The following is a 22,770-nucleotide window of genomic DNA, read 5'->3' as shown; positions in this document are numbered from 1 at the left end:
CTCAGGCCAGCTTGACGCGGCCCAGGCTGTCGTTCAGGCCGATGCCGGAAGACACCACGTTCTGGATCCTGGTGCGGTAGAGCGTCGGGAAGTTGATCTCGTGCAGCCAGGCCACGGGCACTTCGTCGACCAGCAGCTTCTGCACTTCCAGGTAGATCGCGCGGCGCTTGGCCGGATCGCTCTCGCGCGCGCCGGCGGCGAACAGCTCGTCGACCTTCGGATTCACGTAGCCCGCCACGTTGTTGAACGGCGAGCCCTTGGCGATGTTGTCGCTGGTGTAGTTGCGCGCCACGCCGAGCGCCGGGTCGCCGTACTGGTAGACGTAGGTGAAGGCCAGGTCGAAGTCCCATTCGCTGTTGCGCTGGTTCCAGCCGGCCACGTCGGTGGCGACCATCTCGACCTTGATGCCGGCCTGCGTGAGGTTCTGGCGCACGATCTCGGCCTGGCGCTGCCACGATTCGCCGTAGGGCAGCGGCAGCAGGCGCAGCGTCTCGCCCTTGTAGCCCGATTCGGACACCAGCTTCTTGGCCTTGGCGATGTCGCGCGGGTACTTGGTCACGTCGTCGCTGGCGTAGGCGATGTGGCTGTTGAAGGGGCCCGTGGCCGGCTTGGCGTAGCCGTACCAGGCGACCTTGGCCATGGCCTCGCGGTCGATGGCGGTCCACACGGCCTGGCGGAACTTCACGTTGTTCATGGGGGCCGTGCGGTTGTTCATCCACAGCCAGCTGTGCGGCGCGAAGAACTCCCAGCCCTTGGTGGTCACCGCCGCGCCCGGCAGCTTGGACAGGCGGGACACGTCGAAGTACTCCACCGTGCCGCCCGGTGCGATGTCGACCTTTCCCGACTCGAACGCGGCGGCGCGCGCGGCGGCGTCGGGGATCACGTGGAAATACACGCTCTCCACGCTCACGACGCCCGGCTGGTGGTAGTTCTCGTTGGCCACGAGGTTGATGTAGGAGCCCTTGACCCATTCCTTGAACTTGAGCGGGCCCGTGCCGATGGGCGTGGCGTTGGCGGGGTTGGTCGCGAAGTCGGTGCCTTCGTAGATGTGCTTGGGCACCATGGGCATGGTGCCGTTCTCGAAGATGCCCATGAAGGGGCCGAAGGGCTGCTTGAGCTTGAACTCCACGGTGAGCGGATCGAGCGCCTTGATCGATTCCACCTGCGCCAGGCTGGCGCGGAAGCGCGCATGCGTCTTGCGCAGGAACACGTCGCAGGAGAACACCACGTCGTCGGCCGTGAAGGGCTTGCCGTCGTGCCACTTGACGTTGGGCTTGAGCTTGAAGACGTAGGTCTTGCTGTCCGCGCTCACGGTCCAGGAGGTGGCGAGCTGGGGCTGCGGCTCGAGCTTCTCGTTGTAGCGCAGCAGGCCTTCGTAGATGTTGCCGGCGATCAGCTGGGTGGGGCCGTTCTGCACGATGCCCATCATGAGCCCGGGCGGTTCGGGCTGGACCAGCACGTTGACTACCCCTTTCTTCGCTTGCGCCAAGCTGTGCAGGGGCACCCCGGCAATGGACAGGCCGAGGGCGGCGGAGCCGGCTTGGATCAGGTTGCGGCGTTTCATCGGAGCGGACCTTTCAGAGTGGGGAGGGCGGTGAAGAACGGGTGAATCTCAGTCGCGGAAGGAAGCCGCGGTGGGCGGCGCGAGCCGCTGCAGCAACGCGCGCCATTCGCGGGCATACGGGTCGTCGGGCATGGAGGCGAGGCGGTTCGTGTCGCCGCTCTCGTACTGGCGCGCGGTCAGCTCGCGGACCTCCTCGGGCACCGGGTGCACCGGCTGCCCGGTGCCCTGGATGGCGACCTGCACGCGGCAGGCCCGCTCCAGGTTGTGCATGAGGATGAAGGCCTCGGCCACGCTGCGGCCGAGCGTGACCAGGCCGTGGTTGCGCAGGATCAGAGCGCGGGAGGCCGGCCCCAGGTCGGCCACCAGGCGCTCGCGTTCCTCGTGGTTGAGCGCGATCCCCTCGAACTCGTGATACGTCACGCGGTTGTGGAACTGCAGCGCCCACTGGTTGCAGGGCTGCAGCCCGCCCGCCAGCGAGGACACCGCCACGCCGGCGACGGTGTGGGTGTGCAGCACGCAGACGGCGTCATGGCGCGCGGCGTGCACCGCGCTGTGGATCGTGAAGCCGGCCGGGTTCACGTCGTGGTCGGTGGGCTCGACGACATTGCCTTCCAGGTCGATCTTCACGAGCGAGGACGCCGTGATGTCGCGAAACAGCATCCCGAACGGGTTGATCAGGAACTGGTCCGTGGTGCCGGGCACGCGGGCGGAGATGTGGGTGTAGATGCTGTCGTCCATGCCGTACAGGGCGACGAGCCGGTAGGCGGCGGCCAGGTCCTGCCGCAGCTGCCGCTCGGCGGGCGTCATGGGTGGGCGGGCGTTGCCGCGAACTTCTGGGAGGCTGCGTTCTGCTGTTTCCATTTGAATCTCCGAAGATCGACAGTCAGCTGTCGACAGTATTCATCTTGCAGGTTGCGTGCCAGCCCAGATATCGGCGAAAACCCGGGAAATGGCTGCGGATGGCGCTGTCCGCAGGCCGTCAATGCACCGCGAGCGGGCACGGATATCGATTTCCGTGCGGGCCGCGCGCTCGGGGGGCGGTTCAAATACTTGTCGGTCGAGAGGCCGGGTGCTGAAGCGCTGCCTTATAATCCGTAAAAAGCACGATCGTTCTTTTTCTGGTGCCAGCGCCGGCAGGAAGAATGGAGAGGCGGCAAAGGTCGCGCCCTAGAATGACCGGTTTGCCCTCGAAGCCCCCTTTTTGCAATCCAATGGAGTCAAGTCAATGAAGGTTCTGGTACCTGTCAAACGGGTCGTCGATTACAACGTGAAGGTGCGCGTGAAGAGCGACGGCACCGGGGTGGACATTGCCAACGTCAAGATGAGCATGAACCCCTTCGACGAGATCGCTGTCGAAGAGGCCGTGCGCCTGAAGGAAAAGGGCGTGGTCACCGAAGTGATCGCCGTCTCCTGCGGTGACGCCAAGTGCCAGGAAACCCTGCGCACCGCGATGGCCATCGGCGCCGACCGCGGCATCCTGGTGGAGACCACCGAAGAGCTGCAGCCGCTGGCCGTCGCCAAGCTGCTGAAGGCGCTGGTCGACAAGGAACAGCCCCAGCTGATCATCCTGGGCAAGCAGGCCATCGACGACGACGCCAACCAGACCGGCCAGATGCTGGCTGCCCTGGCCGACCTGCCGCAGGCCACCTTCGCCTCCAAGGTCGAAGTCGCCGGCGACAAGGCCACCGTGACGCGTGAAGTCGACGGCGGTCTGGAAACCATCTCCCTGAGCCTGCCTGCAGTCATCACCACCGACCTGCGCCTGAACGAGCCGCGCTACGTGACGCTGCCGAACATCATGAAGGCCAAGAAGAAGCAGCTGGACACGGTCAAGCCCGAAGACCTGGGCGTCGATGTGAAGCCGCGCCTGAAGACGCTGAAGGTCGCGGAGCCGCCGAAGCGCGGCGCCGGCATCAAGGTGCCTGACGTTGCCACCCTGGTGGACAAGCTGAAGAACGAAGCCAAAGTGATCTGAGGAAGAAAACGAACATGACCGCACTCGTCATTGCAGAACACGACCACGCCAGCATCAAGCCGGCGACCCTGAACACCGTGACCGCAGCGCTGGCTTGCGGCGGCGATGTCCACGTGCTGGTGGCAGGCGCCAATGCCGCCGAAGCGGCCAAGGCCGCCGCCCAGATCGCAGGCGTGACCAAGGTCATCGCCGCAGACAGCCCCAGCCTGGCCGAGAACCTCGCCGAGAACGTCGCAGCCCAGGTGCTGGCGATCGCATCCAACTACAGCCACATCCTGTTCCCCTCGACCGCCAACGGCAAGAACGTCGCGCCGCGCGTGGCCGCCAAGCTGGACGTGGCCCAGATCAGCGACATCACCAAGGTCGACAGCCCCGACACCTTCGAGCGCCCGATCTACGCAGGCAATGCGATTGCCACGGTGCAGAGCAGCGACGCCACCAAGGTGATCACCGTTCGCACGACCGGCTTCGACGCCGCAGCCGCCACGGGTGGCAGCGCCACCGTCGAAACCGCTGAAGGCGTCGCAGACAGCGGCAAGAGCAGCTTCGTGGGCCGTGAAGTCACCAAGAGCGACCGCCCCGAGCTGACGGCCGCCAAGATCATCGTCTCCGGTGGCCGTGCCCTGGGCAGCGCCGAGAAGTTCACCGAAGTGATGACGCCGCTGGCCGACAAGCTGAACGCGGGCCTGGGTGCCAGCCGCGCAGCCGTTGACGCGGGCTACGCCCCCAACGACTGGCAAGTGGGCCAGACGGGCAAGATCGTCGCGCCGCAGCTGTACATCGCGGCGGGCATCTCGGGCGCCATCCAGCATCTGGCCGGCATGAAGGACTCGAAGGTCATCGTCGCGATCAACAAGGACGAAGAAGCGCCGATCTTCTCGGTGGCCGACTACGGCCTGGTGGCCGACCTGTTCACGGCCGTGCCGGAACTGGTGAAAGCGCTCTGATCGCATTGCCGCACTGAGCCAGAGGGCATCGTTCGCGATGCCCTTTTCGTATCCGCTGTATCTGGAGACAAGACATGAGCTACACCGCCCCCATCAAGGACATGCTGTTCGACATCGAGCACCTGGCCAACATCGGCGAGATCGCCAAGCTGCCCGGCTTCGAGGAGGCCGGCCTCGAAACCGCGCAGGCCGTGCTCGAGGAGTGCGCCCGTTTCAACCAGGACGTGGTGGCGCCGCTGAACATCGCGGGCGACCGCAACCCCTCGTCGTTCAAGGACGGTGCCGTCGCCACCACGCCGGGCTTCAAGGAAGCCTTTGCGCAGTACGTGTCGGGCGGCTGGCAGGGCCTGCAGCATCCTTCGGACTTCGGCGGCCAGGGCCTGCCCAAGACCATCGGCGCGGCCTGCGGCGAGATGCTCAACTCGGCCAACATGAGCTTCGCGCTGTGTCCGCTGCTGAGCGACGGCGCCATCGAGGCGCTGCTCACGGCCGGCTCCGACGAGCTGAAGGCGGTGTATCTCGAAAAGCTCGTGAGCGGCCAGTGGACCGGCACGATGAACCTCACCGAGCCGCAGGCCGGCAGCGACCTGGCCATGGTGCGCAGCCGCGCGGAGCCGCAGCCCGACGGCACCTACAAGGTGTTCGGCACCAAGATCTTCATCACCTACGGTGAGCACGACATGGCCGAGAACATCGTGCACCTGGTGCTTGCGCGCGTGACCGGCGCGCCCGAAGGCGTGAAGGGCATCAGCCTGTTCGTGGTGCCCAAGTTCCTCGTGAACAAGGACGGCTCCCTGGGCGAGCGCAACGACGTGCATTGCGTGAGCATCGAGCACAAGATGGGCATCAAGGCCTCGCCCACCGCGGTGCTGCAGTACGGCGACAACGGCGGTGCCGTCGGCTATCTCGTAGGCCAGGAGAACCGCGGCCTGGAGTACATGTTCATCATGATGAACTCCGCGCGCTACGCCGTGGGCATGCAGGGCATCGCGATTGCCGAGCGCGCCTACCAGCACGCCGTGGCCTACGCCAAGGACCGCGTGCAGAGCCGCCCGGTCGACGGCTCCATCAACGCCAGCGCACCGATCATTCACCACCCCGACGTCAAGCGCATGCTGATGACGATGCGCGCCTACACCGAAGGCTGCCGCGCGATGGCCAGCGTGGCCGCCGCCGCCTACGACGCCGCGCACCACCATTCCGATGCCGACGCGCGCAAGCAGAACCAGGCCTTCTATGAGTTCATGGTGCCGCTGGTCAAGGGCTACAGCACCGAGATGAGCCTGGAAGTGACATCGCTCGGCGTGCAGGTGCATGGCGGCATGGGCTTCATCGAGGAGACCGGCGCCGCGCAGTACTACCGCGACGCGAAGATCCTCACCATCTACGAAGGCACCACCGCCATCCAGGCCAACGACCTCGTGGGCCGCAAGACCGCGCGCGACGGCGGCCAGACCGCCAAGGCGATTGCCGCGCAGATCGAGAAGACCGAAGCCGAGCTGGCCAAGAGCGACAACCCCGCCGCGGTCGCCGTGCTCAAGCGCCTGAAGGCCGCGCGCCTGGCGTTCGTCGAAGTGGTCGACTTCGTGGCCGGGCAGACCAAGGCATCGCCCAACGCCGTGTTCGCCGGCAGCGTGCCCTACCTGATGCTCGCGGGCAACCTGGTGGCCGGCTGGCAGCTCGCGCGCTCGCTGATCATTGCGCAGGACCTGGCCTCGCGCAGCTTCGACACCGACTTCATGCTGGCCAAGGTAGCCACCGCGCGCTTCTACGCCGAGCACATCCTGAACAAGGTGCCGGGCATGCGCGACAGCATCGTCGACGGCGCCGAGAGCGTCACGGCACTCGCGCTCGACGCGTTCTGACGCGCGCGGCCGCTGTCGCCCATCTGACGGGCTGCAGCGGCCTCTCTCTCTTATAAAACCGAACCCATTCCCGGAGACGACATGTCCAAGCTGCCCCCCGTACTCGCGAACCTGCCGCTGCCGATCATCGGCTCGCCGCTGTTCATCATCAGCAACCCCAAGCTCGTGATTGCGCAATGCAAGGCGGGCGTGGTCGGCTCGATGCCCGCGCTCAACGCGCGCCCCGCGGCGCAGCTTGAAGAGTGGCTGATCGAGATCACCGAAGAACTGGCTGCCTACAACAAGGCCAACCCCGACAAGCCCGCGGCGCCCTTCGCCATCAACCAGATCGTGCACAAGAGCAACGACCGGCTCGAGCACGACATGGAGATGGTCGTGAAGTACAAGGTGCCGATCGTCATCACCTCGCTGGGCGCGCGCACCGACGTGAACGACGCGGTGCACAGCTACGGCGGCGTCACCCTGCACGACATCATCAACAACAAGTTCGCGCAGAAGGCGGTGGAGAAGGGCGCCGACGGCATCATCGCCGTGGCTGCCGGTGCCGGCGGCCATGCGGGCGTGAAGAGCCCGTTCGCGCTGGTGCAGGAAATTCGCCAGTGGTTCGACGGCCCGATCGCGCTGTCGGGTTCCATCGCCACCGGCGGCGCGGTGCTCGCGGCGCAGGCCATGGGTGCCGACTTCGCCTACATCGGCACGGCCTTCATCGCGACCGAGGAAGCCCGCGCGAGCGACGAATACAAGCAGGCCATCGTCGACGGCAATTCCGACGACATCGTCTACTCGAACCTGTTCACCGGCGTGCACGGCAACTACCTCGCCCCGAGCATCGTCAAGGCGGGCATGGACCCGGCCAACCTGCCCGAAGGCGACCTCAAGACCATGAACTTCGCGACCGGCGACGGCAGCAAAGCCAAGGCCTGGAAAGACATCTGGGGCTCGGGCCAGGGCATCGGCGCCGTGACCGAAGTGGCCAGCGCCGCGGCCTTCATCGAGAAGCTCAAGCGCGAGTACCAGGAAGCAAGGCAGCGGTTGGCGCTTTGACCGCCGTCGCGAACGGCGCGGCGCCCGTCGCCCCGGCGCCGTCGCCATCGGCGGGACGCATGCCGCTGCTCGATGCGGCAAAGGGCATTGCGTGCGCCGTGATCGTCGGGCACCACCTGTCGCGCTACGGCCCCATGCCGGCCGGCGCGTATGCGCTCGCGCCCGATTTCTTCGCCTGGCTGTCCAACGAGGGGCGGCTGGCGGTGCAGGTGTTCCTGGTGATCGCCGGCTTCCTGGCCGCGGCGAGCCTCGCGCCCGACGGCATGCTGCGCGTCGACCGGCCGGTAGCGCGGATCCTGCAGCGCTACGGGCGGCTGGTGATGCCGTACCTGGCCGCGCTCACCGTGTGCGTGCTCGTTGCGGCGGTCGTGCGGCCGTGGCTCGATGAGGAAGTGGTACCCGCCGCGCCCACCTTCGGGCAACTGGTGGCGCACGGGCTGCTGCTGCAGGACTTGCTGGGCTATGAGTCGCTGTCGACCGGTGTCTGGTACGTGGCCATCGACTTCCAGCTGTTCGCGCTCGCGCTTGCGCTGGTCGGGCTGCCCACGCTGCTGCAGCGTCCCGCCGGCGCGGTGCATGCGAGCCTGTCGGCGCGCTGGTTGCCCGTGGCGCTGGTGCTGGGGCTGGCCGTGGCATCGCTCGCGCTGTTCAACCGCAACGCGGGGCTGGACGACACCGCTTTCTATTTCTTCGGCACCTACGGCCTGGGCATGCTGGTGTTCTGGATCGGCCGCGCCACGCGCTTCAGCACCTGGCAGGGCGCGGTCGCGCTGCTGGCCCTGGTGGGGGCGGGCGCGCTCGCCATCGACTGGCGCAGCCGCATCGCCACCGCCCTGGTGACGGCGCTGCTGATCGCGGTCGCGCAGCGCCGGCACTGGTTGTCGCCGGCGCATTGGCCGGCGCTGGCCGTGCCGCTGCAGCGGCTGGGGCGCATGTCTTATTCGCTGTTCCTGATCCACTTTCCGGTGCTGCTCGCCATGAACGCGGCGGTGGCGAATGCCGGGCCGCACGGCGCATGGTTCGATGCGGCCGGCCTGGTCGCGACCTTTGCCCTGTCGATCGCAGCGGCGGCGCTCCTGTACCGCTGGGTCGAGTCGCGCCCGGCCTCGTGGCGCGGCGTGTTCATGCTTTTTGCCGCGTTGCTGGTCAGCGGAATAGCTGTTTCTTACTAGCCCCGGGGCGCTCCGCGCGGGCGCCCGGGCTGAATCTTCCCGAACGTGTTGCGTTCGAGCGCCGGACCGTGCAGTCTGCGGGCTCGTCAGTGGCTCCCGTCTCCGGTATGATTGTGGAAATTTCAGTAAATACTGAAAATCCAAGAAAACAAGGAATGGCCCAGCACTCGCACCCCCGATCGCCGTTGAAGGCTTTCGCGTCGCCCGACGTCGGCGGGGTGGTGCAAGGCGCTGCCGCGCTGCTTTGGCTGCCGCAGGCGGCCCTGCTGGCGATGGCGGTGCAGGGGCTGGCGTCGGGGCAGGGCCTTCGCGCGGTGTGGCTGCCGGCCGGCGCGATCCTGCTGCTGGGCTTGTTGCGCGCCGCCTGCGAGGCCTGGGGCGCACGCCGGACCTTCGGCCGCGCACGGGCCCGGCTCAGCGCACTGCGCGCGCAGACGGCCGAGGCATTGGCCGACGGATCTCCGCTGGACCGGGGCCGCGCGCCTTCGGGCAAGGCCGCCAGCGTGCTTGCGGAACAGGCGGAGGCGCTGGTGCCTTACCTCGTGCGCTACCAGCCGGCGCGTTGGCGCGCGACGGTCGTGCCGGTCTTCATTCTTGGCGCGGTGGCCTGCTTCTCGTGGGTGGCTGCGCTGGTGCTGCTGGTCGCGGCGCCGCTGATCCCGATCTTCATGGCCATCGTCGGCTGGCGCGCCAAGGCCGCGAGCGAGGCGCAGATGGTCGAGATGGGCAGCATGAACGCCTTCCTGCTCGACCGCCTGCGCGGCCTGGCGACCCTGCGCGCGCTCGATGCCGTCGACGCCACGGCGCACCGGCTCGGCGATGCCGCGCAGTCGCTGCGCGTGCGGACGATGTCGGTGCTGCGCATCGCATTTCTCTCGTCGGCCGTGATGGAGCTTTTCTCGGCCCTGGGCGTGGCGATGGTGGCGGCATATGTCGGCTTCCACCTGCTGGGCTCGCTCGGCTTCGGGACCTGGGGGCGAACGCTGAGCCTGGGCGAGGGGCTGTTCGTCCTGCTGCTGGCGCCGGCTTTCTTCGAGCCGCTGCGCGAGCTGTCGGCGGTGTGGCACGACCGGGCGGCGGGCGAGGCGGCACTCCAGGCGCTCGATGGGCTGCAGCAGAACACGCTGCCATTGCCCGGCGCGAGCGCGTCGCTCAAGCGTGCGGCCACGGGCGCCGCCGGCGCCGCGCCCGCCGTCGCCGTCCACGGCCTGCATTTCTCCTGGCCGGGAGAAACGAATCCGGTCTTCGACGGCCTGGAGCTTCGCGTTGCGGCCGGTGAACACATCGCGCTGGCCGGGCCCAGCGGCTCGGGCAAGACGGCTTTGCTGTCGCTGCTCGCGGGCCTCGTGCCGGCGGCGCGCGGCGAGATCTCGATCGGCGGCGTGCCGCTCACCGATCACACGGTTGCCGCGCTGCGCCAGCGCATGGCGTGGATGGGTCAGGCGCCGCACGTCTTCGCCGGATCGGTAGAGGCCAATGTGGCCTTGGGCCGCGAGGACGTCGGCACGCCCCGCGTGGCCGAGGCCATGCGCTTCGCCTCGCTCGACGCCGTGGCGCAGGCGCATCCCGGCACGGCGCTGGGCGAGGGCGGGCGCGGCCTTTCAGGGGGCGAGGCCGTGCGGCTTGCGCTGGCCCGCATCGCGGTGCATCCGCACGCCGACCTGCTGCTGGTCGACGAGCCGACCGCGCACCTCGATTCCGAGACCGCCGCCCGCGTGGCCGACGCCTTGGTCGAACTGGCACGCGGCAAGACGCTGATCGTCGCCACGCACGACCCCGCGCTCGCGGCGCGCATGGACCGCGTGGTGAGCCTCGGCGCCCAAGCCATGGAGAAGGCCGCATGAGCGCCCGCAGAAACAACACTGCGCAGTGGCGCGAGCTGCGGCTGGTGCTGCGCCCCTTCTTCGCCGAACAGCCCCGCGCGCTGCTGCTGGGTGGCCTGCTTGCTGCCGTCACCGTGCTTGCGGGGATGGCGCTGCTCGGCCTCTCCGGCTGGTTCATCACGGCCACAGCACTGGCCGGCCTGCATGCGGCCACGGCTTTCACCTTCGACGTGTTCATGCCCTCGGCCGGGATCCGGCTGCTCGCACTGGGCCGAACGGCTTCGCGCTACGGCGAGCGGCTCGTCACGCACGACGCGACCTTCGGCGTGCTTGCGTCGCTGCGCGTGCGCCTGTTCCGTGGCTGGGCGGGGCCCGATGCGGCGCGCGCCTTGCTGATGCGTCCGGCGCGCCTGCTGTTCCGCCTCACGTCGGACATCGATGCGCTCGAATCGCTTTACCTGCGCCTGCTGGTGCCCGCTGCCGCGGCGTTGGGCGCGGCGTTGCTCGCGGGCGTGGTGCTCGGCTTCATGAATGCGGCGCTGGGCGCGGCGCTGGCGCTGTGGCTGGTGATCAGCGGATGGGGCATTGCCTTGCTCGTGGCGCGGCGCGCTCGTTGGCCTGCCATTCGGCGCGCGCACGCCATCGAAGCCTTGCGCGCTCGAGCGGTCGATCTCGTCGCGGGCCAGACCGACCTGGTGATGGCAGGCCGCATCGACGCGCAGCGCGAGGCGCTGATGCGCGCCGATGCGCAACTCGCCAAGGCCGATCTCGCATTGAACCGGCTGGAGGCCGCTTCCGGCTTCGCCTACGGCAGCGCGGGCACGCTGACCCTCGTTGGGGTGCTGCTCATCGTTGGAACGCTCGTCAGCGAGGGTCTGATCGGTGCACCGGCGGCTGCATTGGCATTGCTGGTGGCGCTCACGGCGACCGAGCCTTTCGCGGCGCTGCGCCGTGGCGCGCTCGATGCCGGGCGCACCTGGCTTGCGGTGCGGCGCCTCGCACCGCGCATGGCGTCTTCAGACGACGATGCAGCGACGGCGAAGCCCGAAGGCGATGCGCCCTTCGCGTTGCAGTTGAAGAACGTCAGCGTCGCGCACCCCGGCAGCCGCACGGAGGTCTTGAGCGACGTGTCGCTCACCTTGCGCGCCGGCGAGCGCGTCGCGGTTGTCGGCGCGAGCGGCGCTGGCAAGTCGACGTTGCTGGCTGCCGTCGCCGCCGAACTCACGCCGCAAGCCGGCCATGTGAGCGCGCAGCCGGCCTGCCTGCTGACCCAGCGCACCGAACTCTTCCAGGACAGCCTGCGCGACAACCTCCGCCTGGCCGACCCCGCCGCGAGCGACGAGCGCCTGTGGGCCGTGCTGCAAGCCGCCGGCCTCGACGCCGATGTGCGTGCCCTCTCGACCGGCCTCGACACCCGTCTCGGCGAAGGCGGCCTGGGCCTTTCCGGCGGCCAGTCGCGCCGGCTCGCGCTGGCCCGCCTGCTGCTGCGCCCCGTGCCGCTGTGGCTGCTCGACGAACCGACCGAGGCGCTCGACGCCGCCGTCGCGCACGACGTGCTGCAGTGCCTCGCGCAACACGCCGGAACGCGCACCCTGCTGATCGCCACGCACCTGCGCCGCGAGGCCGCGCTGGCCGACCGGCTCGTGTGCATGCGGCACGGCCGCATCGTTGCCGACCTGCGCCGCGGAAGCGATGCCTTCGATGCGGTGCTGCGCGGCCTGCGCCCGGATTGAACCGAAGAAAAACAGAAAACAGGGAACACAAAGGAAGATCTCATGGACCTCGACATCGTTGCGCTATCGCGCCTGCAGTTCGCCGTCACGGCGCTGTATCACTTCCTGTTCGTGCCGCTGACGCTCGGGCTTTCGATCATCATCGCCATCATGGAGACGGTCTACGTGATGACCGGGCGCGTGATCTGGCGCGACATGACCAAATTCTGGGGCGTGCTGTTCGGCATCAACTTCGCGATGGGCGTGGCCACCGGCATCGTGATGGAGTTCCAGTTCGGCATGAACTGGAGCTACTACAGCCATTACGTCGGCGACATCTTCGGCGCGCCGCTGGCCATCGAAGGGCTCATGGCCTTCTTCATGGAGGCGACCTTCGTCGGGCTGTTCTTCTTCGGCTGGGACAAGCTCTCGAAGGTGGGCCACCTGATCGCCACCTGGGCCGTGGCCATCGGCTCCAACTTCTCGGCGCTGTGGATTCTCATCGCCAACGGCTGGATGCAGAACCCGGTGGGCGCGGCCTTCAACCCGCAGACCATGCGCATGGAAGTGACCGACTTCGCCGCCGTGCTGACCAACCCCGTGGCGCAGGCCAAGTTCGTGCACACCGTGTCGGCGGGGTATGTGTGCGCGGCGGTGTTCGTGCTGGGCGTGTCGGCGTGGTACGTGCTCAAGGGCCGTCACCTCGAACTGGCCAAGCGCTCGATGACGGTCGCGGCTTCGTTTGGCCTGGCCGCCGCGCTGTCGGTGGCGGTGCTCGGAGACGAGAGCGGCTACCTCTCGGGCGAACACCAGAAGATGAAGCTCGCCGCCATCGAGGCCATGTGGGAGACGCAACCCGCGCCTGCCGCCTTCACGGTCATCGGCTTCCCCGACCAGGAGGCGCGCGAGACGCACTACGCCATCCACATCCCCGGGGTGATGGGGCTGATCGGCACGCGCTCGCTCGACACGGTGATGCCCGGCATCGACGAGCTCGTGAAGCGCGCCGAGGTCCGCATCCGGCAGGGCCTGAAGGCCTACGACGCGCTGCAGAAGATCCGCGAGGCAGGCGGCACCGGCAAGGTGACGCAGGGCGTGCGCGGGGACTTCGAGGACAACGGCATCAACATGGGCTATGCGCTGCTGCTCAAGCGCTACGTGGACGACCCGCGCCAGGCCACCGACGAGCAGATCGCCAAGGCGGCGTGGGACACGGTGCCGCAGGTGGCGCCGCTGTTCTGGCTGTTCCGCGTGATGGTGGGCATCGGCATGCTGCTGATCCTGCTGACGGGCACCTTCTTCGTGCTGTCGGCGTGCCGCAAGCTCGACAGCCACCGCTGGCTGCTGAAGCTCGCGGTGTTCGCGATCCCGCTGCCGTGGATCGCCATCGAGTCGGGCTGGCTGGTGGCGGAGTTCGGGCGCCAGCCGTGGGTGATCGAAGGCGTGCTGCCGACCGCGGTGGCCGTGTCGAACCTCGGCGTGAAGACGCTGCTGCTCACGCTCGCGGGCTTCATCGCCATCTACACCACGCTGCTCGTCATCGAGATGAAGCTGATGCTCAAGGCCATCCGCAAGGGGCCCGAGGCCGAGCATGCGCCCGACGAGGGCGACACGCTCTCGCACATTCCGCCGGCCCACGCGGGCGCGGCCATTCCTTCTCCTTCCGCACGGAGCGCAGCATGACCCTCCACACACTCCTCGACTACGACACCCTGCGCTCCATCTGGTGGCTGCTGATCGGCGTGCTGCTGGTGGGCTTCGCCGTGACCGACGGCTTCGACCTGGGCAGCGGCATGCTGCTGCCTTTTGCGGCGCGCAACGACATCGAGCGGCGCGTCGTCATCAACAGCGTGGGTCCGGTGTGGGAAGGCAACCAGGTGTGGCTGATCCTGGGCGGCGGCGCGGTCTTCGCTGCGTGGCCTCAGCTGTACGCCGTGTCGTTCTCGGGCTTCTACCTGGCGATGTTCGTGATTCTCACGGCGCTGATCCTGCGGCCGGTGGCCTTCAAGTTCCGCAGCAAGCGCGAGTCGCCGCAGTGGCGCGCGCGCTGGGACGGGGTGCTGTTCTTCAGCGGCTTCGTGCCCGCGCTGATCTGCGGCGTGGCCGTGGGCAACGTGCTGCAGGGCGTGCCGTTCCGCTTCGACAACGACATGCACATCTTCTACGACGGCGGTTTCTTCGGCCTGCTGAATCCGTTCGCCATCTTGTGCGGGCTGGTGTCGGTGGCCATGCTGGTGATGCACGGCGCGGCGTGGCTGCTGCTGAAGACGGCGGGGCCGGTGGCCGAGCGTGCGCGCAGCTACGGCATGGTTGCCGCCGGGCTCACCGTCGCGCTGTATGCGCTGGGCGGCGTGCTGCTGGCCACGAGCATCGGCGGCTATCGCATCAGCAGCGTGGTCGATGCGGTGGGGCCGTCCAACCCGATGCTCAAGACGGTGGAGCTGCATGCCGGCGCATGGACCGCCAACTACGCGGCGCATCCGTGGACGCTGGCGGCTCCGGCGGCCGGCTTCGTCGGCGCGCTGGGCGCTTTGCTCGGCCTCGCGCTGCGCCGCCCGGTGCTCGCGCTGCTGACGGCGGCGCTCGGCATCGCCGGCATCATCCTGAGCGTGGGCGCGTCGATGTTCCCGTTCATCCTGCCGTCGTCGATCGACCCGCGCGCCAGCCTCACGGTGTGGGACTCGTCGTCGAGCCACCTCACGCTGTTCATCATGCTGGTGGTCACGGCCTTCTTCATTCCCATCATCGTGGCCTACACCAGCTGGGTCTATCACGTGCTCTGGGGCAAGGTCGACGAGCAAGCCATCCGCGACGAGAGCGGACACGCCTACTGAACGAACGGAGGAAAAAAGATGTGGTACTTCGCCTGGATCCTCGGCCTGCCGCTGGCAGCCGCTTTCGCCGTGCTCAACGCCATGTGGTACGAACTCATGGACGACGATGCCGTTCGCAAGGCCAAGCTCGAGACGCCTGAATCGTCGCAAGGACAGGAGCGGCTCTAGCCTCCGGGGCGGCAGTGCCGCCCATCCGCAGCAGATCCCGCGGTCCCGACGGCTTCAGTCGGCCGCGGGATTTTTCTTTTTCGACGCGCCGCCGCCCGTGATCCGGTCCTTGAGCGTCAGCACCTTCGTCACCGTCGCGCCCATGCCCATGAGTTTCATGGCGGTCTCGGGCGCGAGCCGCTGAACGTCGTCGAACCACTTCATCAGCCTGTCGATCAGGTCATGCATCTCGCGCATGCGCTCCTGCGCGTGGCGCTCGGCGTCGCTCGTGGGTGATTCGAGCAGGGCGTTGCGCAGCATCGACAGCGTGGGCTCGATCTCGCGGCGGCGCCGTTCCTCGGCCAGCACGCGGAAGATTTCCCACACGTCCGAAGGCGCCTCGAAGTATTCGCGCCGGTCGCCCGCGTGGTGGCGCAGGTGCACCAGCCGCCAGGCCTGCAGTTCCTTCAGGCCCATGCTGACGTTCGAGCGCGAGAACTCGAGCAGCTCGGCAATTTCGTCGGCGTTGAGCGCGCGCTCGGACAGAAAGATCAGCGCGTAGATCTGCCCGACGGTGCGGTTGATGCCCCATTTGCTGCCCATTTCGCCGAAGTGGGCGACGAACTGGCGGTTGAGGGGCGGGAGGTCTGAAGAGGTGGCCATGGGCCGGATTGTCGCGCCGGGCCGTGCTGTATTTCCGGAAGTTTCCGAAAACTTCGGAAGCACGAAAGGTTAACAAATAACCAATATTGGTTATATCCAGGAAGCAGTTAGTTAACAAAAATAAACAATCACTGACCACTTGCACTTCGTTGGTGCATCAGCAACCCCTTTCAAAGGCTAAAAAACAATGAACAAAGCTCATCGCAGCATCTGGAACTCGGCGCTCGGCGCCTGGGTGGCTGTTTCGGAGAACACCCATGCCCGCGGCAAGAAGAGCCAACGCGCGGTGGCGCTGGCGGCGGGTGCGACATCTCTGCTGATGCTGGCGGGGCCTTCGTTCGCAGGGGGTGATGGCGGTGGCGGTGGCTTCCTCGTCAACGGCAGTTCCGGCGCGGGGCAAACGGCGGGCAACAGCACGACCGGGGTGGGCGGCCACGGAGGGCAGGGTGATCAGTCGGCCGCAGGCGCCGTCGGCGGCGCCCTCGGCACCAGTGGAGCCAACGGCACTTCGGCGGCGAGCGGCTTCACCCCGGACAGGCTGGACGGCAGCGGCGGCGGCGGCGGTGGTTCCGTCCGGACCGGCTTCGTTCCTGTCACCGCCACGATCACGGCCGGCAACGGCGGTAACGGCGGCACCGGCGGCTACAACCGCTCGAACCCGGGCGGCGGTGGCGGCGGTGGTGGCGGCGGCAGCGTGCTCGCCACCCAGTCGTTCGAGGTCAAGGCGACGGGGTCGCTCGTTGGCGGCAATGGCGGCAACGGCGGCGGCGTGGTCGCGAACACATCGTCGCTGACCGGTGCCGGCGGCGGCGGCGGCGCGGGCGTGCTGGTGGTGCCCGTGGGCGGCGTGACGATCACCAACGCCGGCACCATCACGGGCGGGAACGGCGGCACGGGCCTGGCGACCCGGGGAATCCACCCCGTCACCAGGGCGACGGTCTACGGCGGCGCGGGCGGCAATGGCGAAGGCGGCGCGCTGGGCGGCACGCAGCTGGGCGCGTATGCGCAGGGCGGGGCCGGCATCGTCGGCAGCAATCTCACCATCGTCAACAGCGGCACCATTTCCGGCGGCCTGGCGGGCGACAAGTCGACCCGCGCCAATTCGATCCAGCTGGGCGGCGGCAACAACTCGCTCACTCTCAAGGCCGGCTCGGTGCTCAACGGCGGCGTGGTCGCCCAAGGCACCGGCAACAAGCTGTTCCTGGAAGGCACGAACACAGAGGACGCCGCGTTCCAGGGCTTCTCGAGCATCAATGCCGCCAGCGGCAGCAAGTGGACGCTGACGGGCAAGTTCCAGCCCACGGGCAACCTCGCGGTCAAGGTGGACGGCACCGGCGCCACGCCCGCGCAGCTCACCATGAACGGCGTCATCTCCGGCGCCGGCAGCCTCACGGCGGACGGCGGCGGCACGCTGGCGCTGGGCGCCACCAACACCTACGCCGGCGGCACCGCCATCAGGAACGGCACCACGGTGCAGATCGGCACCGCCGGCGCGCTCGGTTCCGGCACGGTCACGCTCGACGGCGGCAAGCTCGCCGCCACGTCGAGCCTCAGCCTGACCAACAGCCTGGCTTTCGCGGCCGGCCAGCGCAGCACCGTGGCCGCCGCCACCGGCCGGACGCTCGACATCGATGGCAACCTGGCCTTGAACGGCAGTGCGACCGCCGTCTTCGGCAGCACGACCGAAACCGGCACCGTCCGCCTGGACGATGGCACCACCATCGTCTCCAGCACCGCGGCGGTCGTCGTGGCCGGCGGCACGCTGCAGGTGGCGGACGCCACCCGCGCCGCGACGATCTTCCCCAACGTTGCCTCCACCACGGTCAATACCGGGGCCACGCTGGACCTGAACGGCTACAACGTCACCATCGGCAACCTGCAGGGCGCCGGAACGCTGAAGACCCGGACCGGCAACTTCCCCGCCCAGACCACCACGGTGCAATCGGGCAACTTCTCGGGCTCCATCACCGGCACCGGCCAGCTCGTGAAGACGACGGCGGGCACGCTGGTGTTGAGCGGCGCCAACAGCTACACCGGCAACACCACCATCAGCGGCGGAACGCTGCAGCTGGGCGACGGCGGCACCACCGGCAGCATCGACAACAGCAACATCACCAACAACGCGGCGCTCGTGTTCAACCGCTCCAATGCGACGAACTTCACGCGCACCATCAGCGGCAGCGGCAGCGTGACCCAGAGCGGCACGGGCACGCTCACGCTCTCGGGCGCCAATACGTATGGCGGCGGCACCAGGGTCAACAGCGGCACGCTGCAGGTTGCGGCGGCCAACGCGCTCGGAAGCGGCGGCCTGACGATGGCCGGCGGCAAGCTGGCCGCGACGTCGACCATGACCCTCTCGAACGGCGTGAGCTTCGCGGCCGGAACGGCCAGCACCGTCGGCGCCGCCACCAACCGCACGCTGACGCTGGGCGGCGCGCTGAACCTGGGGGCGAACGCCACCGCCACCTTCGGCAGCGCCACCGAGACCGGTGTCGTCAACGTTGCAATCAACAGCGCCACGGTGGACAGCAGCGCCGCCGTGGTCGTTGCCGGAGGCACGTTGCGCGTGGGCAGCGGGACGCTGATGAGCGGCGTCCTCGGCAACATCGCCTCGACCACCGTGAACGGCGGCGCCACGCTCGACCTGAACGGCCAGAACGTCTCCATCCGCAACATCCAGGGCGCCGGCACGCTGCAGACCGGCTTCAAGAGCGCGCAGGCCACCACGATCGCAAGCGGCCTGTTCGGCGGCGCCATCGCGGGCGCGGGCAAGCTGGTGAAGAGCGGCGCCGGCACGCTGACGCTGACCGGCACCAACACCTACGGCGGCGGCACGACCATCGACGCGGGCACGCTGCAGGTCGGCAACGGCGGCACCACCGGCAGCATCAGCGGCGACATCGTCGACAACGGCGTGCTGCAGTTCAACCGCTCCGACGACATCGCATATGCCGGCAGCATCACCGGCACCGGCAGCCTGACGAAGTCGGGCGCCGGCAAGCTCACGCTCACCGGCACCAGCACTTACGGCGGCGGCACCACCATCGACGCGGGCACGCTGCAGGTCGGCAACGGCGGCACCAAGGGCAGCATCGCCGGCAACATCACCAACAACGCCGCGCTGGTGTTCAACCGCTCCGACAGCTACACCGTGGCCGGCGACATCGACGGCACCGGCAGCCTGAGCGACAACGGCACGGGCACGCTGATCCTGGCCGGCACCAACAGCTACAGCGGCGGCACCACCATCGGCAAGGGCGCGACGCTGCAGGTCGGCAACGGCGGCAAGAGCGGCACGCTCTCGGGCGCGGTCACGGCCAACGGCAACCTGGTCTTCGACCGCTCCGACGACTCGAGCTTCACCGGCACCGTCAGCGGCGCGGGCAGCCTGACCAAGAACGGCGCGGGCGAACTCGAGATCACCGGCGCCAACACCTACACCGGCAACACATCGGTGAACGGCGGCACGCTGCGGGTGAACAACACCAGCGGCAGCGCGACCGGCTCCGGCAGCGTGCAGGTCGGCGCCGGCGCCACGCTGGCCGGCGGCGGCACCATCAGCGGCGCGGTCAACGTGGCCAGCGGCGGTTCGCTCGCGCCGGGCAACAGCCCCGGCACCCTGACGATCGGCGACCTGAGCATGGACAAGGGCTCGTTCCTGAACTACCGCCTCGGCGCCGTCGGCGAAGACCCGCTCAACGACCTGGTGCAGGTCAACGGCAACCTGGTGCTCGGCGGCACGCTGAACGTCACCGAGACGGCCGGCGGCAGCTTCGGCCCGGGGCTGTACCGCCTCGTCAAGTACACCGGCTCGCTGACCGACAACGGCCTGAACATGGGCAACACCCCCGTCACGCCTGGCGACCTGTACGTGCAGACCAGCGTGGCCAAGGAAGTCAACCTGATCAACAGCACCGGGGTGCAGCTCGGCTTCTGGGACGGCGGCGACACGGTCAACAACGGCAGCGTGGGCGGCGGCTCGGGCACCTGGCGCATCGGCAGCCCCGGCAGCCCCAACGACACCTGGACCAACAGCGAAGGCGGCTACAACGCCACCTGGAAGCCCAACCAGTTCGCCATGTTCGGCGGCACCGCGGGCACCGTCACGGTGGACAACAGCGGCGGCGACATCAGCATCGGCGGCGCGCAGTTCTTCTCCGACGGCTACGTGGTGCAGGGCGATGCGCTGACGCTGGGCAACGCACACACCGTCATCAAGGTGGGCGACGGCACGCGCTCTGGCGCTTCGATGACGGCGACCATCGCCTCGCAGCTCACCGGCGCGGGCGGCCTGACCAAGGACGACTACGGCACGCTGGTGCTGACCGGCGCCAACAACTACACCGGCGGCACCGTCGTGTCGGCCGGCGTGCTGCAGGGCAACACCACCAGCCTGCAGGGCGAGATCGTCAACAACGCCAACGTCACCTTCGACCAGTCGACCGACGGCACCTTCGGCGGCACGATGAGCGGCTCGGGCAGCCTGCGCAAGATCGGCACCGGCGACCTGGCGCTGGCAACCGCCAACACCTACTCCGGCGGCACCAGCATCGACGCCGGCAGCGTGAGCGCGAGCGTCAGCGGCGCGCTGGGCACCGGCCCGGTGAACGTCAATGCCAGCGGCTACCTGGCCTTCACCGGCAATGCCGGCGCGGGCGACCTGCGCTTCACCACCGCCGCCGCCAGCCCCGGCATCAACGGCGGCGCCATCGAGTTCAGGGACGACACCTCGGCCGGGCGCGCGAGCTTCCTGAACTACAAGGGCGGCAGCGTCACCTTCGCCGGCAATTCGACGGCGGGCGATGCCGTGTTCGACAACCGCGGCGGCAGCGTCACGGTGTGGAACAACGCCACCGCGGGCAATGCACGCATCGTCAACTCTGCGGGCGGCTCGACCAACATCTGGGACGACGGCTCGGCCGGCCGCGCGACCATCGTCAACGAAGCGACCGCTTCGCTCGACATCCGCGACCGCGCCACGGCCGCGCAGGCCACGGTGGTCAACAAGACGGGCGCGGTGGTCAACATCCGCGGCCTCACCACGGCCGGCACTTCCATCGGCTCGCTGGAGGGCGGCGGCCGCGTGCTGCTGGGCAACAAGGCGCTGACCACGGGCGGCCTGAACACCAGCACCGAAATCTCGGGCGTGATCTCGGGCGTCGGCGGCTCGCTGGTGAAGGAAGGCACGGGCACGCTCACGCTGTCGGGCGCCAACACCTACACCGGCGGCACCGCGCTGCTCAAGGGGCGCCTGAACCTCGGCAACGCGCAGGCGCTGGGCACCGGCGAACTGGCGATGGACGACGGCACCGCGATCGGCTTCACCGCGCCCGGCATGACGATTGCCAACGCGATCCGCTTCACCGGCAACAGCGACCCGATCATCGACACGGGCACCTTCGACGCCGGCCTGAGCGGCGCCATCAGCGGCGCGGGTTTCATCACCAAGATCGGCACCGGCACGCTGACGCTGTCGGGCGCCAACAGCTACACCGGCGCGACCGACGTGGCGCAGGGCACGCTGCGTGCCGGCGCGGCCAACACCTTCAGCGCCGCTTCGGCGCACAACGTGGCCGCGGGCGCGACGCTGGACCTGGCGGGCTACAGCCAGACCGTGGCTTCGCTGAGCAACAGCGGCACCGTGTCGCTGGTGGGCACCGTGCCCGGCACCACGCTGACGGTGTACGGCGCGTACGTGGGCAACGGCGGCGTGCTCAAGCTCGGCACCACGCTGTACTTCAACGGCCCGCCCTCGGACCGGCTGATCCTCAACGGCCCCGCCGCTTCGGCCAGCGGCAACACCACGGTGCAGATCACCAACATCGGCGGCCTGGGCGCGCTGACCAACGGCAACGGCATCGAGGTGATCACCGCGCAGAACGGCGCGAAGACCACCGCGCAGACCACCAAGGACGCGTTCTCGCTCGCGGGCGGCCACGTGGATGCCGGCGCCTTCGAGTACCGCCTGTACGCCGCCGACGCGCTCGGCCAGGGCGAGAACTGGTATCTGCGCTCGGCGCAGAAGGGCGTGACCTACTACCGTCCCGAGACCTCGCTCTACGCCGCGCTGCCCAACCAGCTGCGCCAGGGCAGCCTCGCGATGCTGGGCGACGTGCGCAAGCGCGTGGGCGACGACGACGTGAAGGGCACCGCGCCCAGCGCGACCGGCTCCGACCGCCGTGCCTGGGCCCGCGTGCTGTCGACCGACATCGACATCCAGCAGGGCGGCACCGTCTCGCCCACCAGCAAGGGCCGCCTGACCGGCTTCCAGGCCGGCACCGACCTGCTCGCCACGCCCAACTGGCGCGCCGGCATCTACGTCGGCCAGCTCGACGGGGATGCGCGTGTCAGCGGCTATGCCAGCGGCGTGAGCAACCTCAGCGTGGGCCGCAACGACCTGCGCAGCCAGTACGTGGGCGTGTACGGCACCTACACCAGCGACAGCGGCTTCTATGCCGACGCCGTGGTGCAGTCGGGCCGCCACCGCTACACGGTCGAGCCGCTGATGGGCATCGGCGCGGCCGGCAAGGGCAACAGCCTGCTGGGCTCTATCGAAGTGGGCCAGGCCTTCCCGATCGGCGCCAGCGGATGGACCGTCGAGCCGCAATTGCAATTGATCCACCAGCACATGGACCTGAGCAACTCGGCCATCCTGGGCGCGGTGGTCCAGCCCCAGGTCGACAGCGGCTGGCTGGCCCGTGCGGGCGTGCGGGTCAAGGGCGAGATCGATACCGGCATGGGCATGCTGCAGCCGTACGGCCGCGTGAACGTCTACAAGACTTCCCGTGGCACGGACGTGGCGCGCTTCGTCAACGGCGCGACCTCGACCGACATCGCGGCGCCGATCGGCGGCACCAGCACCGAACTGGCGGGCGGCTTCACGCTGACGCTGAACCAGTCCACAAGCCTCTATGGCGAAATCGGCAAGCTGTGGTCTTCGGGTGGCGACACCAAGGTCAGGAGCGGCATCAACGGCTCGCTGGGCGTGCGGGTGAAGTGGTAACGGCCGGGGGCTGAATCACGC

14 protein-coding genes are annotated in these 22,770 nt (G+C 68.5%); 11 read left to right on the top strand and 3 right to left on the bottom strand.

Going from position 1 to position 22,770, the window contains the following annotated elements; translation table 11 throughout:
• Window position 1 precedes the first annotated feature (1 nt).
• Window positions 2-1,564 carry an ABC transporter substrate-binding protein gene (locus WIX39_RS21500; protein ID WP_409195792.1) on the bottom strand — a complete coding sequence of 521 codons (1,563 nt, stop codon included), beginning with the start codon at window positions 1,562-1,564 and terminating at the stop codon, window positions 2-4.
• A gap of 48 nt (window positions 1,565-1,612) precedes the next feature.
• Window positions 1,613-2,371 carry a class II aldolase/adducin family protein gene (locus WIX39_RS21495; RefSeq protein ID WP_106933998.1) on the bottom strand — a complete coding sequence of 253 codons (759 nt, stop codon included), beginning with the start codon at window positions 2,369-2,371 and terminating at the stop codon, window positions 1,613-1,615.
• Window positions 2,372-2,789: 418 nt separating this feature from the next.
• Here WIX39_RS21495 and WIX39_RS21490 point away from each other — a divergent pair, with 418 nt between their 5' ends.
• The 10 genes from WIX39_RS21490 (at window position 2,790) to cydX (ending at window position 15,104) form a co-directional block, all read left to right on the top strand.
• The gene (locus WIX39_RS21490; RefSeq protein WP_106935764.1) at window positions 2,790-3,539 is read left to right on the top strand and encodes an electron transfer flavoprotein subunit beta/FixA family protein; all 750 of its coding nucleotides are present in this window, start codon (window positions 2,790-2,792) and stop codon (window positions 3,537-3,539) included.
• 14 nt (window positions 3,540-3,553) lie between these two features.
• Entirely contained in the window at window positions 3,554-4,486 is a 933-nt protein-coding gene (locus WIX39_RS21485; protein ID WP_409195791.1) for an electron transfer flavoprotein subunit alpha/FixB family protein, read from the top strand.
• A 74-nt stretch (window positions 4,487-4,560) separates the two neighbouring features.
• Window positions 4,561-6,351: an acyl-CoA dehydrogenase gene (locus tag WIX39_RS21480; RefSeq protein WP_106934001.1), complete on the top strand. Its 1,791-nt coding sequence runs from the start codon at window positions 4,561-4,563 to the stop codon at window positions 6,349-6,351.
• A gap of 81 nt (window positions 6,352-6,432) precedes the next feature.
• On the top strand, window positions 6,433-7,395 hold the full coding sequence (locus WIX39_RS21475; RefSeq protein WP_106934002.1) for an NAD(P)H-dependent flavin oxidoreductase: 963 nt from the start codon (window positions 6,433-6,435) through the stop codon (window positions 7,393-7,395).
• A 59-nt stretch (window positions 7,396-7,454) separates the two neighbouring features.
• Complete coding sequence (locus tag WIX39_RS21470; RefSeq protein WP_081267005.1) at window positions 7,455-8,567, top strand: acyltransferase family protein; 1,113 nt, start codon at window positions 7,455-7,457, stop codon at window positions 8,565-8,567.
• A gap of 155 nt (window positions 8,568-8,722) precedes the next feature.
• Window positions 8,723-10,411 carry a thiol reductant ABC exporter subunit CydD gene (gene cydD, locus WIX39_RS21465; protein WP_106934003.1) on the top strand — a complete coding sequence of 563 codons (1,689 nt, stop codon included), beginning with the start codon at window positions 8,723-8,725 and terminating at the stop codon, window positions 10,409-10,411.
• On the top strand, window positions 10,408-12,123 hold the full coding sequence (gene cydC / locus WIX39_RS21460) for a thiol reductant ABC exporter subunit CydC (RefSeq protein ID WP_106934004.1): 1,716 nt from the start codon (window positions 10,408-10,410) through the stop codon (window positions 12,121-12,123). Before cydD ends, cydC begins: the two co-directional genes overlap by 4 nt.
• A 42-nt stretch (window positions 12,124-12,165) precedes the next feature.
• Window positions 12,166-13,785 carry a cytochrome ubiquinol oxidase subunit I gene (locus WIX39_RS21455; protein ID WP_409195790.1) on the top strand — a complete coding sequence of 540 codons (1,620 nt, stop codon included), beginning with the start codon at window positions 12,166-12,168 and terminating at the stop codon, window positions 13,783-13,785.
• Window positions 13,782-14,936 (top strand): cytochrome d ubiquinol oxidase subunit II, encoded by a 1,155-nt coding sequence (cydB, locus tag WIX39_RS21450; RefSeq protein WP_409195789.1) that lies wholly within the window; start codon window positions 13,782-13,784, stop codon window positions 14,934-14,936. Before WIX39_RS21455 ends, cydB begins: the two co-directional genes overlap by 4 nt.
• Window positions 14,937-14,954: 18 nt before the next feature.
• Window positions 14,955-15,104 (top strand): cytochrome bd-I oxidase subunit CydX, encoded by a 150-nt coding sequence (gene cydX / locus WIX39_RS21445; protein ID WP_081267010.1) that lies wholly within the window; start codon window positions 14,955-14,957, stop codon window positions 15,102-15,104.
• Between the two features lie 54 nt (window positions 15,105-15,158).
• Here cydX and WIX39_RS21440 read toward each other — a convergent pair whose 3' ends face one another.
• Window positions 15,159-15,746, bottom strand: a complete 588-nt coding sequence (locus WIX39_RS21440; protein ID WP_081267011.1) for a GbsR/MarR family transcriptional regulator — start codon at window positions 15,744-15,746, stop codon at window positions 15,159-15,161.
• A 187-nt stretch (window positions 15,747-15,933) separates the two neighbouring features.
• Here WIX39_RS21440 and WIX39_RS21435 point away from each other — a divergent pair, with 187 nt between their 5' ends.
• Entirely contained in the window at window positions 15,934-22,749 is a 6,816-nt protein-coding gene (locus tag WIX39_RS21435; protein ID WP_409195788.1) for an autotransporter-associated beta strand repeat-containing protein, read from the top strand.
• Window positions 22,750-22,770: the final 21 nt, after the last annotated feature.

The sequence above is a fragment of the Variovorax sp. AB1(2024) genome, from assembly GCF_037482385.2.
Lineage (GTDB): Bacteria > Pseudomonadota > Gammaproteobacteria > Burkholderiales > Burkholderiaceae_C > Variovorax.
This window is presented reverse-complemented; position numbering and strand designations above follow the sequence as displayed.

Excerpts from the sequence above, each read along its gene's own strand:
- cydD (WP_106934003.1), top strand. The coding sequence starts at position 8,723 with ATGGCCCAGCACTCGCACCCCCGATCGCCGTTGAAGGCTTTCGCGTCG.
- WIX39_RS21435 (WP_409195788.1), top strand. The coding sequence starts at position 15,934 with ATGAACAAAGCTCATCGCAGCATCTGGAACTCGGCGCTCGGCGCCTGG.
- WIX39_RS21480 (WP_106934001.1), top strand. The coding sequence starts at position 4,561 with ATGAGCTACACCGCCCCCATCAAGGACATGCTGTTCGACATCGAGCAC.
- WIX39_RS21500 (WP_409195792.1), bottom strand. The coding sequence starts at position 1,564 with ATGAAACGCCGCAACCTGATCCAAGCCGGCTCCGCCGCCCTCGGCCTG.
- cydX (WP_081267010.1), top strand. The coding sequence starts at position 14,955 with ATGTGGTACTTCGCCTGGATCCTCGGCCTGCCGCTGGCAGCCGCTTTC.
- WIX39_RS21455 (WP_409195790.1), top strand. The coding sequence starts at position 12,166 with ATGGACCTCGACATCGTTGCGCTATCGCGCCTGCAGTTCGCCGTCACG.
- WIX39_RS21485 (WP_409195791.1), top strand. The coding sequence starts at position 3,554 with ATGACCGCACTCGTCATTGCAGAACACGACCACGCCAGCATCAAGCCG.
- WIX39_RS21475 (WP_106934002.1), top strand. The coding sequence starts at position 6,433 with ATGTCCAAGCTGCCCCCCGTACTCGCGAACCTGCCGCTGCCGATCATC.
- WIX39_RS21490 (WP_106935764.1), top strand. The coding sequence starts at position 2,790 with ATGAAGGTTCTGGTACCTGTCAAACGGGTCGTCGATTACAACGTGAAG.
- WIX39_RS21470 (WP_081267005.1), top strand. The coding sequence starts at position 7,455 with ATGCCGCTGCTCGATGCGGCAAAGGGCATTGCGTGCGCCGTGATCGTC.
- WIX39_RS21440 (WP_081267011.1), bottom strand. The coding sequence starts at position 15,746 with ATGGCCACCTCTTCAGACCTCCCGCCCCTCAACCGCCAGTTCGTCGCC.
- WIX39_RS21495 (WP_106933998.1), bottom strand. The coding sequence starts at position 2,371 with ATGACGCCCGCCGAGCGGCAGCTGCGGCAGGACCTGGCCGCCGCCTAC.
- cydB (WP_409195789.1), top strand. The coding sequence starts at position 13,782 with ATGACCCTCCACACACTCCTCGACTACGACACCCTGCGCTCCATCTGG.
- cydC (WP_106934004.1), top strand. The coding sequence starts at position 10,408 with ATGAGCGCCCGCAGAAACAACACTGCGCAGTGGCGCGAGCTGCGGCTG.